The organism is Hymenobacter metallilatus (assembly GCF_003944705.1).
Classification (GTDB): Bacteria; Bacteroidota; Bacteroidia; order Cytophagales; family Hymenobacteraceae; genus Hymenobacter; species Hymenobacter metallilatus.
This window is the reverse complement of the sequence record NZ_RWIS01000001.1, coordinates 244,926-260,847: the sequence shown is the minus strand read 5'-3', so window position 1 is coordinate 260,847 and position 15,922 is coordinate 244,926. Positions and strand designations below refer to the sequence as shown.

10 protein-coding genes and 1 tRNA gene are annotated in these 15,922 nt (G+C 63.2%); 6 read left to right on the top strand and 5 right to left on the bottom strand.

The window, feature by feature from the left end; all coding sequences use genetic code 11:
- Window positions 1-7: 7 nt before the first annotated feature.
- The gene (locus tag EI290_RS00975) at window positions 8-1,495 is read right to left on the bottom strand and encodes a nicotinate phosphoribosyltransferase (protein WP_125425724.1); all 1,488 of its coding nucleotides are present in this window, start codon (window positions 1,493-1,495) and stop codon (window positions 8-10) included.
- A gap of 69 nt (window positions 1,496-1,564) precedes the next feature.
- On the opposite strand from EI290_RS00975, the gene EI290_RS00970 reads away from it, so the two are divergent.
- Entirely contained in the window at window positions 1,565-2,242 is a 678-nt protein-coding gene (locus EI290_RS00970) for a DUF1345 domain-containing protein (RefSeq protein ID WP_125425722.1), read from the top strand.
- On the opposite strand, the gene EI290_RS00965 is transcribed toward EI290_RS00970, so the two are convergent.
- Both EI290_RS00965 and EI290_RS00960 read right to left on the bottom strand, forming a co-directional pair.
- The gene (locus tag EI290_RS00965) at window positions 2,237-2,611 is read right to left on the bottom strand and encodes an STAS domain-containing protein (protein WP_125425720.1); all 375 of its coding nucleotides are present in this window, start codon (window positions 2,609-2,611) and stop codon (window positions 2,237-2,239) included. The two genes, EI290_RS00970 and EI290_RS00965, sit on opposite strands and share 6 nt — an antisense overlap.
- A 155-nt stretch (window positions 2,612-2,766) precedes the next feature.
- The gene (locus EI290_RS00960) at window positions 2,767-4,974 is read right to left on the bottom strand and encodes a sensor histidine kinase (protein WP_185816785.1); all 2,208 of its coding nucleotides are present in this window, start codon (window positions 4,972-4,974) and stop codon (window positions 2,767-2,769) included.
- Between the two features lie 138 nt (window positions 4,975-5,112).
- Here EI290_RS00960 and EI290_RS00955 point away from each other — a divergent pair, with 138 nt between their 5' ends.
- The 3 genes from EI290_RS00955 to EI290_RS00945 all read left to right on the top strand — a co-directional run bounded on the left by EI290_RS00955 (window position 5,113) and on the right by EI290_RS00945 (window position 8,546).
- The gene (locus tag EI290_RS00955) at window positions 5,113-5,790 is read left to right on the top strand and encodes a response regulator (protein ID WP_125425716.1); all 678 of its coding nucleotides are present in this window, start codon (window positions 5,113-5,115) and stop codon (window positions 5,788-5,790) included.
- Window positions 5,791-6,094: 304 nt separating this feature from the next.
- Complete coding sequence (locus EI290_RS00950; RefSeq protein ID WP_125425714.1) at window positions 6,095-7,003, top strand: LysR substrate-binding domain-containing protein; 909 nt, start codon at window positions 6,095-6,097, stop codon at window positions 7,001-7,003.
- A gap of 340 nt (window positions 7,004-7,343) precedes the next feature.
- Window positions 7,344-8,546 (top strand): threonine synthase, encoded by a 1,203-nt coding sequence (locus EI290_RS00945; protein WP_125425712.1) that lies wholly within the window; start codon window positions 7,344-7,346, stop codon window positions 8,544-8,546.
- A gap of 163 nt (window positions 8,547-8,709) precedes the next feature.
- Here EI290_RS00945 and EI290_RS00940 read toward each other — a convergent pair.
- A tRNA-Arg gene (locus EI290_RS00940) sits at window positions 8,710-8,784 on the bottom strand.
- 138 nt (window positions 8,785-8,922) lie between these two features.
- On the opposite strand from EI290_RS00940, the gene EI290_RS00935 reads away from it, so the two are divergent.
- Complete coding sequence (locus EI290_RS00935) at window positions 8,923-10,077, top strand: DUF2652 domain-containing protein (protein ID WP_185816784.1); 1,155 nt, start codon at window positions 8,923-8,925, stop codon at window positions 10,075-10,077.
- Between the two features lie 152 nt (window positions 10,078-10,229).
- Here the strand turns inward: EI290_RS00935 and EI290_RS00930 are convergent, their stop codons facing one another.
- Entirely contained in the window at window positions 10,230-11,471 is a 1,242-nt protein-coding gene (locus EI290_RS00930) for a Pycsar system effector family protein (RefSeq protein WP_125425708.1), read from the bottom strand.
- 537 nt (window positions 11,472-12,008) lie between these two features.
- On the opposite strand from EI290_RS00930, the gene EI290_RS00925 reads away from it, so the two are divergent.
- Window positions 12,009-15,911, top strand: a complete 3,903-nt coding sequence (locus tag EI290_RS00925) for a metallophosphoesterase (RefSeq protein WP_246008811.1) — start codon at window positions 12,009-12,011, stop codon at window positions 15,909-15,911.
- Window positions 15,912-15,922 lie beyond the last annotated feature (11 nt).

The window sequence follows — 15,922 nt, the reverse complement described above, 5'->3', positions numbered from 1 at the left end:
CGGAGCGCTACGCCGGCCGCACCGGCCGCTTCTCCAGAATCAGCTGGGTGCGGAAGCGGTTGAGCGACTCTTCCAGGCCCACGGGGTAGGTGTGGGGGTTGAGGAAGCGGCGGATGCTGGGGTCGAGGCTGAGCACTTCGCGGTGGGCGCGGGCGCGGCTTTCCTGGAGCGTGGGCAGCGTGTGCACCAGCTCACCCCGGCGGAAAATGGGCTCCAGCAGCTCCCGGAATGGCGCATCGGGGCGCACGGCGCGGCGGCGGGTGGCATCCAGCGGGTCTACCAGGGTCAGGGTTTCGGGCAGGGGCTCGGCTACGTTGTAGAGCATATCGGCGCGGGGCTGGCCTTTGTCGGTTTCGTAGCGGCGCACCTGCAGAATGCCGGGGATGCTGGTTTTGGCCAGCTGCTCCGAGAGCTTGATGGTAAAGTCCCAGCCCGAGTCGTCGGGTTTGCGCAGGGCGGCCAGCTTGTACACGCCCCCCAGCGCCGGCTGGTCGTAGGCCGTAACCAGCTGCGTGCCGATGCCCCAGGTGTCAATTTTGGCACCCTGCTGCTTGAGGCTGGTAATGAGGTTTTCCTCTAGGTCGTTGCTGGCCACAATGCGCACGTTGTCAAACCCAGCCTCATTGAGCAAGGCCCGCGCCTCGCGGCTGAGGTAGGCCAGGTCCCCGGAATCCAGGCGGATGCCGCCCAACTCGTGGCCGTTGGCCCGCATCTCGCGGGCCACTTTGATGGCGTGGCGCACACCTTCCAGCGTATCGTAGGTATCTACCAGAAACACGGAGTCGTCGGGGAAGGCCTGGGCGTAGGCCGTGAAGGCCTTGGGCTCATCCTCGAAGGCCATAACCCAGCTGTGGGCGTGGGTGCCCTTCACCGGAATACCGAAGCGCTGCCCGGCCAGCACGTTGCTGGTAGCATCTACCCCTCCCAGGTAGGCGGCGCGGCTGGCACCCAGCCCCCCATCGGGCCCCTGGGCCCGGCGCAGGCCAAATTCCAGTACCGTATCGGAGCCGGCGGCTTCGCGGATGCGGGCGGCTTTGGTGGCAATCAGCGTCTGGAAGTTTACCAGCGTGAGCAACGCCGTTTCTACCAGCTGGGCCTGCAGCAGCGGCCCCTGCACCCGAATCAGCGGCTCGTTGCCGAACACCACGGTGCCTTCGGCAATGGCATCCACGTCGCAGGTGAAGCGCAGCTCCCGTAGGTACTGCAGAAACTCCGGCGGGAACATGGCCGTACCCTGGCCGCCGCGCAGGCTACCCAGGTAGGTGAGGTCGTCTTCGGAAAAGGCCAGGTTTTGCAGATAGTCCACTACGTACGCCAGGCCCGCCGCCAGGGCATAGCCGCCCGCGAACGGGGCCTTCCGGAAGTACAGATGAAACACCGCCTCCCGGTCCTGCAGGCCCTGTTGCCAGTAGCCGTAGGCCATGGTAACCTGGTAAAGGTCGGTGAGCAGACTGAGGGAAGGGGCATACAGGCCGGAAAGTGGGGCGGGGTTCATGCAAGGCAACGGTTGAGATGCCGTAGCTTACGCAGAATATTTCAATCTGTCCTGGTTGCTGCCTGTTCCGTGCCTACCCGTCGCCCCTCCGTTTTCCACCGCCTGGCCCTGCTGCCGGCCTGGCTGCGCCTTTCGGCGGGGCTGGTGCCCGCGGGGCTGCTGTACGGGTGCACGCCCGCCGGCTGGCCACCCATGTTGCGCCTGCTTACGGCCTGGAACGGTTTTGCTCTCACTACTCTGCTGGTAGCCTGGGCCATTATCCTGACGGCAGATGTCGGCCACATTCGGCGCATTGCCACCCGCGAAGACCCTGGCCGGGCGCTGTCGTTTGGCTTTGTACTTACGGCGGCCAGTGCCAGCCTGCTGGCCGTAATACTGCTGCTGTCCTCCATTCGCTCCGCCCACGACCCCTTGCTGCTAACGCACGTCATTACCGGAGCGGTAGCCGTGCTCCTGGCCTGGCTGCTGGTACACACCCTGTTTACCCTGCGCTATGCCCACCTGTTCTACAACACCGACGGGGACCGGCCGGAGGGGGGACTGGAGTTTCCCGGTAACGAGCCGGCGCCCGACTACCTGGATTTCGCCTACTTCTCCTTCGTGATAGGCATGACGGCGCAAACCGCCGACGTGGGCGTGTCTGACCGGCTTATCCGGCGGCTGGCTCTGGTGCACGGCCTCTTGTCGTTCGGGCTGAATACGGCCGTAGTGGCCCTGACTATTAATGGGCTGGCGGGGCTGCTATGAGGCCAGCCGCTGCGGCTCGATGAGGGGGTGCGGGTGCTGGCAGTAGCGTTCCGCGTCCAGCAGAGAAGGTACCACCGGCGGACACAGGGCCGTGGGCAGCTTGGCCATCAGCTGGCGCGATTCGTTGCCCAGGTGGCACAGCACCAGCTGTACCTGCCGCCGCCGCAGCCGGCGGTAGGTGCGGGCCAGCACCCGCAGCGCCGCAAACGACAAGGTATGCAGCTGGCTGCAGTCAACCCAAATGCTGGGCTTACCGCTGCGGCTGGCTACCCGCAGGGCCTCCGTAAGTTGTACTTCGGCGGCCGTAATCTGGTCTTCGGTCAGAATCAGCAGGTAGCTGTTGGGCAGAATTTCTCGATATACCTCCATTGCAGATTAGCTAGCAGTAAACCATACCTCCCCGCGGGCACCAACTGGGAGGATACCTGGCTATACGGTCCGGAATGGTAGGGGTTGATGTGTAAAATACTGATTTTTAGCTATGTACTACTGCTGGCTGTTGGGTGGCGAACAGGCATTGCTGCTTATCCCTCAGGAGCAGGTGTGTCGGGAATGGTAATCTGCACGGTGGTACCCTGGCCCGGCCGGGAGGTGAGCTGCAGTGTGCCCTGCAGCAGCTCCACCCGGTTGCGGATGCTGGGCAGACCCAGGCCGGGCTGCGGCCCGGTGGCCGGCTCGAAGCCCACTCCATTGTCGTGCACGGCCAGGTGCAGGGCTTGGTTACGGTAGGCCACGCGCACCAGGGCCGTGGTGGCCCGGGCGTGTTTGAGCATGTTGTTGAGCAATTCCTGCACAATGCGGTAGGCGGCCATTTCAACGGGGGCCGGCAGGCGGGGGGGCAAATTCAGAATGTGCAGCTGCACCGGCAGATGCTGGTGTGGAATACGTTTAAACAATTCCTCCAGGGCCGTTTTCAGCCCAAAATCAGCTAGTACCCCGGGCGTTAGCTCGAAGGAGATGGTACGGGTAGCCCGGATGGCCTCCTCCAGCACCGCCCGGGTGGCCTGCACCTCGGGGCCAGCCGGCAAACTGAGCTTGGCGGCGTACAACAGCTGGCCTACGCCGTTGTGCAGGCCTTCGGCAATGCGGCGGCGTTCTGCCTCCTGGGCTTCCAGTACTGCCGACAGTATTTCCTGCTGCCGCCGTAGCTGCAGGCGGGTAGCTTCGGCGGCCAGCTGGTTGCGCTGGGTTACGTCGCGGATAACCACTAGTACCCCGTACGCAGAACCCTCCGGCATTGGCAGGGGCAGCAGGTTGGCCTCACAATCCTGGTTGTGGCAGTGAAAGGGCACGTTATAGTGCGGAGTATTCTGGCCGCTCAAAATGCTCCGCAGCGCCGCCCCCTGAGCTGTATCCCCGGCAAAAACCGGAAACTCCGGTAACTGCTGACCCAGCATGGTGCTGGCCGGTACTCCCGAAAGCCGCTCCATAATGTGGTTCCAGGCCGTTACGCTTCCATGCTGGTCGCAGGCAGCAATGGCATCCAGACTGTGGTTAAGCAGGCGTTCTGAAAACTCCTTTTCAGTACGCAGGCGTTCTTTGCTGAGCTCCGATTCGGTGGCGTTAATGGAAAAGATAACGCCGCACTGCTGGCTTTCGTCGAAGAAGCCAAAGCACTGCAGATACACGGGCTGGCCCTGCACCTGGCCCCGGGCCACAAACCGGACGTGCTGCCCGGTCAGTACCTGGGCAATGGGCTCCTGCATATCCTGCATCAGGTAGCCGGCCTGCCGGCCCACGCCCTCGTTATCGGTGGTGTGGAGGTGGCGCAGGCCGGCTCCCACCAGCTCCAGAATGCGGCCCTGCCGGTCAAAGCGCCCCAGTATCAGCGGCAGGTGGCGCAGCATCTGCTCCAGCAGCTCGCTCTTGCGGATGAGCTCCAGGCGGGTACGCTGGCGGTCCGTAATGTCGCGCAGCAGGCCTGTTATGCGCACCGGCCGCTGCTGGGCATCAAACTGCACCTGACCCATGGCCATGAGGTAGCGCAGGCCCTCGGTGGGGTGCTGCACCCGGAACTCCACATCGAAGGGCTGCCGCTCCCGCCTCGCCTGCCGGAACGCGGCCCGCAGCCGGGGCAGGTCGTCGGGATGAAGCAGGGGCAGCAGGGCCTCGTGCGGGCAAATGGCCTCCGCCGCGCCCAGCAGCGCCCGGGCGCGTTGGTCGCAGTAGGTATAGCCGGCGGTGAGGTGACTGATCCAAACGCCGGAGTGAGTGGCGGCCAGGGCCAGCTGCAGCCGGTTCTCGCTTTCGTAGCTGCTGCCGGCCCGCGGCGGCCGGTCGGAGGTATCTTCCCAACTGACGTGAAACAGCTCCTGGCCCGCCTCCCTAATGCAGGTAACCACCACGTCTTCCCAGAACTCCTCCCCCGTATGGCGGCGCCCCAGCCAGGCAAACCGGCCCCAGCCCAGGCGGCGCACCTGGTCGAGCACCTCGGCAATGCGGGCGGGGGTGGGGCGGCCATCGGGCTGCACAGGCATGGAAAAGGAGCCCACGGGCTGCCCCAGCAGCTGGTCGCGGCGGCTCAGGCCCAGCAGCCGCAGGGCCGTGCCGTTGCAGTCGGTGTAGCAGCCGTTACCAATAATGAGTACTGCCCGGTGCTGCTGCTCAAACAGCTGCTGGTAGTAAGTGGCCCGCGCCTGGGCCTCGGCCAGGGCCGCGCGGGCTGCTGCCAGCTCGGCCCGGAGCAGCCCGGTATCCGGGGCAGGATTCGCAAAAGGGGAAGATGCAGGCATAGCAGGCGGTAAAGAACGAAGATACGGGTATCCGGCCCCGGGGCCCGGCCGTGGGCGGCGGTATTGCGTAGTATACCTTAGGTGCCGTGGCCGGCTCCCGGACTTACCGGGGGAGGCGTGCCGCTGCCTGCACACCCTATGATTCGTATAATCCTGGCCGACGACCATGCCATCCTGCGCGACGGAATCCGGGCGCTGCTGGCCAAGGAGCCCGATATGGAGGTAGTAGGAGAGGCTCCCAACGGCCAGGCGCTGCTGGAGCTGCTGGTCCATACCCCCGCCGATGTGGTGCTGATGGACGTGAACATGCCCGTGCTGGATGGCTTTGCGGCGGCTATGGCCATGCGTACTGAGTTTCCCGACGTGCGGGTACTGGTGCTGTCCATGCTCGACCACGAAAACTACGTGTACCGCATGTTGCAGGCCGGAGCCCTGGGCTACGTGCTCAAAAACGCCGACATCACCGAAATTACCCACGCCATCCGGACGGTAGCGGCCGGCCGGGAGTTTCTGTGCACGGAAATCGGGTTGAACATGCTCCAGCGTCTGGTACAGCAAACGGCCGTAAGCACCAGCCCCGCTTTCGGTACCGAGGCCGGCACCACCCGGCCCGCCAACGCGGTAGAGCTGTCGGGGCGGGAGCGGGAAGTGCTGCGCCTGATTGCCGAGGGCCTCACCAACGCTGAAATAGCGGAGAAGCTCTTCACCAGCAAGCGCACCATCGAAACCCACCGCCAGAACATCATCGAGAAAACCCAGGCTAAAAACACGGCTGCCCTCATCCGCTACGCCATGAACCACGGCCTGATTGAATAAGCCGCCGGCCCGGCTCCGAGTGGGGCGTGTGGACAGTTGCAAAGAACGTCATTCCGAGCTTGCCGAGGAATCTCGCGTGCTGGTGACTGCAATGGTAACTCAAAGGCTGTTTGAGTTCATCCGGTGACGAGCTAGAACGGCGTAGAGACGCAATATTTTGCGTCTCCTCGTTGCTGAGGTTGTCGTGTATTCTAACGGTGCCGTTCAACGAGGAGATGCAAAATATTGCGTCTCTATATCGTTTACGGCTAACGTAAACAGCTTCTTGCGGCCCGTATCTTGCGACTGGTTACCGCCACCCGCCATGCTTTCCACCCAGCACGAAGTATTTCTGGAAGTAGCCCGCCGCCTGAGTTTCACCAAGGCCGGGCAGAGCCTGTTCCTGAGCCAGTCGGCGGTGAGCAAGCAGGTGAAGGCGCTGGAGGAGTACTACCGGGTAGGGTTGTTCGAGCGGCTCGGCAACAGCGTGGCCCTCACGCCGGCCGGGCAGCTGCTCTACCGCAAGCTGCTGCTGGCCCAGCAGCTGCAAGCCGAGCTGCGCCAGGAAATGGCCGCCCTGAGCCCGGGCTTTACTCCCACCATCCAGATGGTTATCGGGGCTAGCACTACCGTGTCGCTGTACGTGCTGCCGGCAGTGCTGTCGGCCTACCTGGCCGAGCACCCGCACACCCAGCTCACGCTCAAAAACCGCAACAGTGAGAATATCCTCAAGGCCCTGCTCGACCACGAAATCGACCTGGGCGTAATTGAGGGTATTCACCGGGTCAGCAACGTTACGTACACGCCCCTGCTCACCGACGAGGTGGTGGCCGTGTGCTCGGCCCGCAACCCGTTGCGGCTGCGGCAGCTGGTGCTGCCTGACCTCTACCACGTTCCGCTGGCTTTGCGCGAGGCGGGCTCGGGCACGCTGGCCGTGCTGGAGCAGGCCCTACAAGCCCAGGGCATCCGGCTGGCCGACCTGCAAGTGCCGGTGCGGCTGGGCGGTACCGAGGCCCTGAAAAATTTTGTGCGCGTTGACGACCAGATGCTGGCCTTCCTGCCCCGGCAGGCCGTGGCGCGGGCCCTGGCCGCCGGCGAGCTGGCCGAGGTGCCGGTGCGCGGCCTGCACCTCAAGCGGCACTTCGAGTTCATTCAGCGCCGGGGCACCGAAAACCTGGCTCCCTTCCGGGGCTTCCTGCAGTTTGCCCGGCGTTACTATTCCGGGGCGGAATAACCTATGCCAAAATACCATTTGCCGAAGGCATAGCCCGGGGCCTACTTGCAGACGTTTTCTACCACCACCCTCTGGGCTGAGTGGTGAGTAAAAAAGCATAGTAAAACCCGTCATGCTGAGCGAAGGCACAGCCGTAGTCGAAGCATCTCTACCGCTTCGCTGGACCCCTCCCCAACCCACGCCGCTTGATGCGCGGAATCCTCCGGGAGAGGGACTTAGGTTAGTAAGAGGTAGAGTTGCTTCGACTCCGCCTTCGGCTACGCGGACGCCAGATGAAGCATGACGGCCTTTTTACTGACTATCCACCCAGCCTAGCCAACCTTACCCGACTCCACCCGCCATGCTGTTCCCTCCTGAAGTTGCAACCAGCCTGCTTACCGTGCTGGAGTGCAGCCGCTGCCACACCCCCTACGATGCTGCCCACCCACACACCGTATCGGCCTGCTGCGGGGTGCCGCTGCTGGCCCGCTACGCTACCGCCGCGGCCCCGCCCCGCACGGTACTGCCCGGCCGCGAAGCCACCATGTGGCGCTACCATGAGCTGTTGCCCTTGCTTGACAGCGCCCACCGCGTAAGTCTGGGGGAGGGGTTCACACCGCTGTTTCCGCTGCCGGCCCTGGCCGCCCGCTACGGGCTCCGCTCGGTGCTGCTCAAGGATGAGGGCCAGAACCCCACTGGCTCATTCAAGGCCCGAGGCCTGAGCATGGCCGTATCGAAAGCCCGGGAGCTGGGGGCGGCCGGCTGCATTGTGCCCACCGCCGGCAACGCCGGGGTGGCCCTGGCCGCCTACTGCGCCAAAGCCGGCCTACCCGCCACGGTGGTCATGCCCCGGCACACGCCCGTGGCCTTCCGGGAGGAATGCTACTGGTATGGGGCCGACGTGCAGCTGGTGGATGGCCTCATCAACGACTGCGCCGCCCGGGTGCGGGAGCTGAACGCCGCCGGCCACCTGCTCGATGTGTCCACGCTTCGGGAGCCCTACCGCCTGGAGGGCAAGAAAACTATGGGCTACGAGCTGGCCGAGCAGGGCCACTGGCAACTCCCCGACGTGCTGGTGTACCCCGCCGGCGGGGGCACCGGCCTTATTGGCATCTGGAAAGCCTTCCGCGAGATGCAGGCCCTGGGCTGGCTGCCGGCCCACGCGAGGCTGCCGCGCATGGTGGCGGTGCAGGCCCTCAGCTGCTGCCCCCTGGTAGAAACCCTGGCCGGCCGCCAGCCCAACTGCCAGCACTACCAGGGCCGCCCCACCATTGCCAACGGCCTGGCCGTGCCCCGCCCCCTGGGCGAAGCTCTGATGCTGCAAGTGCTGGCCGAGTCGGGCGGCACGGCCCTGGCCATCAGCGACGAGGATATGCTGGTGGGAATGCGCGAGCTGGCCCGGCTGGAAGGCCTGTTTGTAGCTCCCGAGGGAGCCGCCGTCTGGATGGCTACGCGCCACCTGCTGGCCACCGGCTGGCTGCAACCCCACGAGGAGGTGCTCCTGCTCAACACCGGCTCCGCCCAGAAATACCTCGATAATGTGCTGGGCCGCTACGCGGCGTAGGAACGAAGCCGCGCTAAGGACGAAAGCCAGAAGCTAGTTCTTCTCCTTTCCAAGGAGAAGAACTAGCTTCTGGCTCTAGCTGCTCCGCCGACGCCAGATGAGGATAGCACGAGCACCTCGGAAATAATAAACTCCTGTTTCTGACGTCAGAAACAGGAGTTTATGGTAGCCGCGACGGGAATCGAACCCATATCAAGCGTTTAGGAAACGCCTATTCTATCCGTTGAACTACGCAGCCGGCAAGTAGCCAGTGCAAAGCTACGCCGAAAGCCCGTCCCGCCCAAACCCCCGGCCGGGGTACGGGCGCATGGAAAGCCGTGCCGACCCTGGTATCTTCGGACGTTATTTTCCACCGTTTTTCTCAGTTTGCGGCCGTATGGGGGTTTTGGATGAATTGCGGGCTCAGCGCCGGGCGGCCGGAACGGCCTCCGGTGCCGCCGCCGACGGCCAGCTGCCGGCCCTGCTGCTGATTCCGGACATCAGCGGCTTCACCCGCTTCATTGAGGAGTCGGGTAACCCCCAGGCCCCGTTTCTGGTGGCCGATCTGCTGGAAATCCTCATCGAAGCCAACACCCTGGAGCTGGAGGTCAACGAAATACAGGGCGACGCGGTGCTGTTTTACCGGCTGGGCCCGCCGCCCACGGCCGAGGAGCTGGTGCGCCAGTGCCGCCGCATCTACCTGGATTTTCAGAACTACCTGCGCTTGGTGGCCCGCGACACGGGCTCGGCCCTGGCGGCCTCGTTGCAGGAGCTGGCCCTCACCCTCAAGATAGTGGTGCACTACGGCCGCGTGAGCGTGGCCCGCATCCGGGAGCACACCAAGCTCATGGGCCGCGACGTAATTGTGGTACACCGCCTGCTCAAGAACAATGTAACCGGCTCCGAGTACATTCTGCTCTCGGAGGGCTACACCGCTACGCAGTCGGCGGCGGCCCTGGCCCGGGCCTTTGCCTGGACGCGGCTGCTGCCCGGCTCCACTTACTACGAGCACCTGGGCGAAACGCCCTACCACTACGCCCACCTCTCGCCGCTGCGGCTGCTGCTGGCCGGCCCCGCCGCCGCCGAGGAGGCCCCCCGGCCCGGCTGCGCCCTGAAAGTGCGCCGGGTGCTGCCCGTGCCCGCGCCCTACGCCCTGCGCGTCATCAGCAACTTCCGGATGCGCCCCCGCTGGATGGAAGGCGCCACCGCCGTGCACTACGACGTGAGCAAGGCCGGCCGCCTGGGCACCAGCTATAAGGTGGATATTTTCGGGGGTCAGATTGATTTCCAGACGGTGCAGTGCCTGGAGGAGGAGGAAGGCCGCATTACCTACGTGGAAAAGATTTCCCACTTCCGCCTCTTCCCCAACGCCCTGCTGTTCTGCTGCCTCGAAGCCATTGATTTCGATTCCTGCCTGCTCACCCTGGAGCTGCGCTACGGCCACGTCGCCAGCAGCCACCGCCTCGTCCGCTATGGCCAGCTGCACCGCCTGCACCGCTTCCTGGGCCGCTCCATCCAACAGCTGGCCCGGTTGCTGGGGGAAGGAAGATAGGGTAGGAAGGTAAGAGGGTAGGAGGGAATAGAAAAACTGTCATCCTGAGCGCAGCGAAGGACCTTACCACGTAACAACGGTTTCGTTCAGACGTGGTAAGGTCCTTCGCTGCGCTCAGGATGACAGACAACTCCTACCCTCTTACCCTATACTTACGCCTTGTACAACAGGGCAATGCCAAAGGACAGGGCCGTTAAAATGAGGCCGACCATGAAAATGGTATAGCTCAGGCGCAGCAGGCGGTACTTTTTGGTGAGCACGTCGCCGAGGTAGTAGATATCCGTTACCATATTGGTGTAGAGGGCATCCTTCTGGCCCATGATTTCCGTCATGCCGTGCTGGAAGTCATCGAGGCTGAGTTTGCTGAAATTGCCGAAGAACAGCAGGTTCACGCGGCGGTTGGTGGCAATTTGGGGGCTGCGCTTAAGCCACTTGAAGCTGGTTACATCGGGCTGGGCGCAGAGGATGGCCGTAATAACGGAGGCCAGGGCCGTGGCCAGCAGAATGCCCATGGGCACCGCAATAATAGGGTTCCGGATGATGCCCACGTTGCTTAGGGCCGCCGTTTTGCTGCCCAGCTTGGCCCCGAAGTAGGTAATGATAAGCGACATGAGCACCGCATTCAGCGAAATCATCATGTTAGCCTTTTTGTCGGCCATGTCCGAGAGCTTCATGTGGTTGCTGTACATGGTCCGGAACATGGTTTCGATGCCCCGCTTGGGCTCGGCGAAGGTGCCGGTGGCTTCCTCGTCCTTCTTCTTTTTCTTTTTCTCGGTTTTCTTGAGCTGCTTGCGCTGCTCCTTCACGTTGTCCTTTAGCTGCTCCTCGTACCGCTCCCGGGCGGCCTTGGTGTAGTACTTGCCGGCGCAGAGAAAAGCTAGCTGGTTTTCGGCCCAGTCGGGGTTGGAGTAGGTTTTGCCCAGGGTGGCCTCCCACTCGGCCCGGAGCAGCTCGCCGTTGGCGAAGAAGTCGTCGCGGCCCATATTGCTCATATCGGCATCCACCAGCAGCTGCTCCAGCTCGGTTTCGCGGGTGGCGTCGCGGTGGGTGGCCTTAATGAGCTGCTGCACCAGGACCACACGCTCGGGCGGGTAGCCTTGTTCGCTGAGCCACTCACCGGCCAGCTCAGCGCTGCGGAACTCGTGGCCGTCGTAGGTATCAATGTAGCCCACATCATGAAACCAGGCGGCCAGCACCAGGGCTTCCTGGTCGGCTTCGGCCAGGCCGGCGGCTTCGCCCAGGGCGCGGGCCTCCTTGGCCACCGTGGCCGTATGCTTGGGCGAGTGGTACACGAGCTGGGCCGGAAGTTTTTCTTCCAGCAGCGCCTGCACGTAGGCCTTGGCTTGCTTGACAATTTCGGCCTTGGCCGGTTTCTGAGTAAGAGTAGGCTCCATCAGGGCAAAGAGACAACAAAAAGATGGCAACAACGGGCTGTGCCGCTTACAACGCGATTCGCGCCTTCAGGTTGTTGAGCTGAACAAGTTGCGGGGGCAAGCGCCGGTTTGCAAAATTGGGGCCGGCCGGCCCGGCACCACCACCAACCGGGTGGCGGGTAAAGAAAGCCGCGTATTCGCGGCGCGCTATCCGGGCTGCCTACTGCCCACTGTACTCCCCCGGAAGGCGCGGGGCATCCTGTTTATCCTCAACACCCACCGGGGTCAGGATGTTGCTACGTGTACAAGCAGAAGGCCCGACTCCCGCGCCGGATGCGGGGCTCGTGGCGGGGCCCGGTAGTGACGGGAGCCTTCACTTATGCGCCAGCCCAACCGTAGCCAGACGATTTGCGTAGGGCAGCCCACGGCCCGGCCGTGGTAAACTGCACCTCAACCATGGCCGTTGCGGCACGGTTTGCCGTATTTCTGAACTCCACTCCTCCCGCAAGCCGGTTCGTGGCCGGTGCGCGGGACTTTGCGCTACTTCCTCCTCGTTTTATGAGCCGACATTTCCTGTCCTGTTGCCTGCTGCTGGCCCTGGTTGGGGCCGCCGCACCTGCGGCACTGGCCCAGCAAAAAAACCAGACGCCCCACCCCACCCGACCCAACTACCGCAAAAGCGGCCTGGGCTGGGAGTCCAAAACCCCACCCGACAGCTCCCGCATCCGTTACTCCGTGTTCCTGATTGGCGACGTGGGCAAGCCCATTGCCGAGGCCGAAGGGGGTGAACCCTCGCTGAACTACCTGCGCAAGCAGATTCTGGCGGCCGGCAGCAAAAGCACCACCGTCTACCTCGGCGACAATATATACGAGTATGGTATGCCCGAGGAAAAAGCTTACGACCGGAAGGAATCGGAGCGGCGCATGGTGGACCAGCTGAAAATCCTGCGCGACTACCAGGGCGAGAAATACATGATTCCGGGCAACCACGACTGGAAGCAGGGCCTGCGCGGGGCCGTGGACCAGGTAAACCGGGAGCAGTTTTTCGTGGAGAACTACCTGCAGAGCGACTCGGCGGCCTTCCCCTACACCGGCGACTTTTTCCTGCCCCGCGACGCCTGTCCCGGTCCCGTGGAAGTGCGCCTGCAGGATGATGTAGTACTGATTGCCATCAACTCGCAGTGGTTTCTGCAAACCACCGGGGAGCGGCCTTACGGGGCTAACAGCGGCTGCGGGGTAGCCAACGAAACCGACTTCTTTACCCAGGTAGAGGATATTATACAGCGCAACGCGGGTAAGAACATTATGGTGGTGGCCCACCACCCGCTGTTTTCGGATGGTATCCACGGCGGCTACTTTACGCTGGGGGACCATTTCTTTCCGCTCAGCATTGTGTACAAATATGCCTTTGTGCCGCTGCCGGTTATTGGCTCCATTTATCCGTTTGCCCGCAAGTACGGCGGCGTAAGCCAGGACATTGCCCACCCGCTGTACCAGGCCTATAAGAAAGGGCTGCTGGAGATTTTCCAGAAATACCCCAACGTGGTGTATGCCGCCGGCCATGAGCACAACCTGCAGTACTTTAAGGAGGGCAACCTCAACCACATCGTCAGCGGCTCGGGCTGCAAAACCCAGCACGTAAAGCCCGGCTCAGGCGGCGACGCCCTGTTCTCGGACAAGGAAAAGGGCTTTGCCCGCGTGAATTACTACGACAACGGGGAGGTGTGGACGGAGTTTTACGTGCCGGAAGGTAGCGGCCAGACCGGCCGCCTAGTGTTCCGCACGCCCATGTATGCCCAGCAGGCCGTGGTGGCCGAGGGCCCCGGCAAGGCTACCGGCCCCCGCCCCAACTTCCGCGACTCTACCGTAACGGTGGCCGTAAACCCCAGCTACGACGACCGGGGCCGGTTCCATAAGTTTCTGTTCGGGGAGCATTACCGCAAGGAGTGGGCTACGCCCGTGAAGTTCCCGGTGCTGGACATGGCCACCGAGAAGGGCGGCCTCACGCCCTACAAAATCGGGGGCGGCAAGCAAACGGCCTCGTTGAAAGTGCGCAACGAGGAGGGCCGCAACTTTACCATCCGCAGCCTCAACAAAGACCCCTCGGCCGTACTGCCCGAAAGCCTGCGCGAGGGCGCGGCGGCCGACATTCTGCAGGACCAGATTTCGGCCCAGCACCCCTACAACTCCATTGTTATTCCGCCCCTGGCCGACGCGGCCGGTATTCTGCACACCAACCCCGAGCTGCGCTACATCCCGCAGGACCCCTTGCTGGGCCAGTACCTGGAGCGGTTTGGCAACACGCCGGGAGCCATTGAGGAGGATGCCAAGGACGACCAGAGCAACGTGGAGAGCCTGGGCAACGCCAAAAACCTGGTGGGCACCGATAAGGTGTTTGAGCGCATCACCGACGACAACGACAACCGCGTTAACGAAAAAGCGTTTGCCCGCTCCCGCCTCTTTGATATGTGGATTGGCGACTGGGACCGGCACGAGGACCAGTGGCGCTGGGCCGAGAAAAAGGATAAGGACGGGGACCGGAAATTTACGGCTGTGCCCGAGGACCGGGATATTGCCTTCTTTAAGGGCGACGGGCTGTTTCCCTACCTGGCCTCGCGCAAGTGGGCCATCCGCAACTTCCAGAACTTCGGCAAGGATTACGCCGACTGGAAGGGCCTGAACCTGACGGCCCTGAGCAACGACCGGGTGTACCTGGCTTCGGTGAGCAAGGAAGAATGGGTGAAGCAGGCCGAGGAAATGAAGGCCAGCCTGACCGACGAGGTAATTGAAATAGCCTTCCGGGAGCGGTGGCCCCAGCAGATTTACGCCCTCCATGGCCCCGAAATCATTGCCAAGCTGAAAAGCCGCCGCGAGCTGCTGCCCCAGGTAGCCGCCGACTATTACGAGGTGCTCAGCCGTGTAACGGAGGTGAAAGGCTCCAAGAAGCGGGAGAAATTTGTAGTGGAGCGCCTGCCTGGGGATAAAACCCGCGTGACGGTGCAGAAAATCAACAAGGAAGGCGAGCTGACCAAAATGCTCTTCGACCGCACCTTCGATAACAAGGTGACCAGGGAGCTGCGCCTCTACGGCTTCGCCGACCGGGACCTGTATGAGGTGAAGGGCGACGTGAAGAACGGCCCGCTAGTGCGCATCATCGGGGGGGTAGACCGGGACTCCATCGTGGACCGCTCGAACGTGGCTGGCCTGCGCCACCGCCTGCACATTTACGATGCCGACTCGGGCAATGTGGTGGTGCCCGGCAAGGATGCCCGCCTGCGCCTGGAGCCCGGCATTGATGTGAGCCGCTACGACGTACACACCCGCACCGACCGTAAGGACTACACCCTCAACTACTTCGGTCCCACGGCCTACTTCGGCTACAACATCGACGACCGGGTGTTTTTGGGTGGGGGCGCGGTATACCGCACCTATGGCTTCCGCAAAACGCCCTACGCCACCGAGCAGAGCCTGGCGGCCAACTACTCGCCTTCCCAGAGCGCCTACAACGTGCGCTACCTGGGCCACTTCGTGGACGTTTTCGGTAAAACTGACCTGCGCCTCACGGCTCAGCTCTACGGCCCACAGCTGCTCTACAACTTCTTCGGCCTCGGCAACGATACCAAGAATATTCTGGCCGACGGGGATGAGCGCGCCCGCAACCGGGACATCAACGACACCTACCGCATCCGCTTCTCGCGGCTGTATATAGCGCCCATGCTGGAGAAGGATCTGTTCAGCTTCTTGAAGTTCGGCTTCGGCCCCCAGTACGACCAGTTCCGCATCGACCGGAGCCAGATTGGCAGCGAAATAGCCAGCGGCCTCGATGCGGCCGGCAACGGGCAGGCGGGCACCGCCGCCGCCGGCATCCGCAGTTCTGATTTCGGCCTGAACCGCTACGTGGGTGGCCGGGCCTATCTGAACCTGGATGCCGCCTCTTCGCCCAAAAACCCCCGCATCGGCCTGCGTTGGTACAATTCCGTGGAGTACAACTACCAGCTCAACGGAGAGCAGCTGAACTATGGCCGCCTGGCCACTGAGTTCCGGGCTTACCTCTCGCCCAACTTCCCCTTCCAGCTCACCTGGGCCGGCCGCATCGGGGCCAACCGCAACCTGGGCGACTACCGCTTCTACCAGGCCAACACCCTGGGCGGTACCACCAACCTGCGCGGTTACCGCCGCACCCGCTACGCCGGCCGCTCCTCGGTGTACGGCAACGCGGAGGTGCGCATCCAGCTCTTCACCTTCAACGCCTACGTGGTGCCCGGCAAGTTCGGCATCCTGGGCCTGGCCGATGCGGCCCGCGTGTACACCTCCCGCGACACCCAGACCGGCCTGCAGGCCTTCCATACCGCCGTGGGCGGGGGCGTGTGGGTTGATGTGCTCAAGCAGGCCGTCATCAACGCTACCTACTCCGTAGGCGAGGAAAACCTGGTGTTCGTGGGCTTTGACTTCCTGTTCTAGCGGTGAAATAG

Excerpts from the sequence above, each read along its gene's own strand:
- EI290_RS00975 (WP_125425724.1), bottom strand. The coding sequence starts at position 1,495 with ATGAACCCCGCCCCACTTTCCGGCCTGTATGCCCCTTCCCTCAGTCTG.
- EI290_RS00965 (WP_125425720.1), bottom strand. The coding sequence starts at position 2,611 with ATGGAGGTATATCGAGAAATTCTGCCCAACAGCTACCTGCTGATTCTG.
- EI290_RS00960 (WP_185816785.1), bottom strand. The coding sequence starts at position 4,974 with ATGCCTGCATCTTCCCCTTTTGCGAATCCTGCCCCGGATACCGGGCTG.
- EI290_RS00955 (WP_125425716.1), top strand. The coding sequence starts at position 5,113 with ATGATTCGTATAATCCTGGCCGACGACCATGCCATCCTGCGCGACGGA.
- EI290_RS00950 (WP_125425714.1), top strand. The coding sequence starts at position 6,095 with ATGCTTTCCACCCAGCACGAAGTATTTCTGGAAGTAGCCCGCCGCCTG.
- EI290_RS00945 (WP_125425712.1), top strand. The coding sequence starts at position 7,344 with ATGCTGTTCCCTCCTGAAGTTGCAACCAGCCTGCTTACCGTGCTGGAG.
- EI290_RS00935 (WP_185816784.1), top strand. The coding sequence starts at position 8,923 with ATGGGGGTTTTGGATGAATTGCGGGCTCAGCGCCGGGCGGCCGGAACG.
- EI290_RS00930 (WP_125425708.1), bottom strand. The coding sequence starts at position 11,471 with ATGGAGCCTACTCTTACTCAGAAACCGGCCAAGGCCGAAATTGTCAAG.
- EI290_RS00925 (WP_246008811.1), top strand. The coding sequence starts at position 12,009 with ATGAGCCGACATTTCCTGTCCTGTTGCCTGCTGCTGGCCCTGGTTGGG.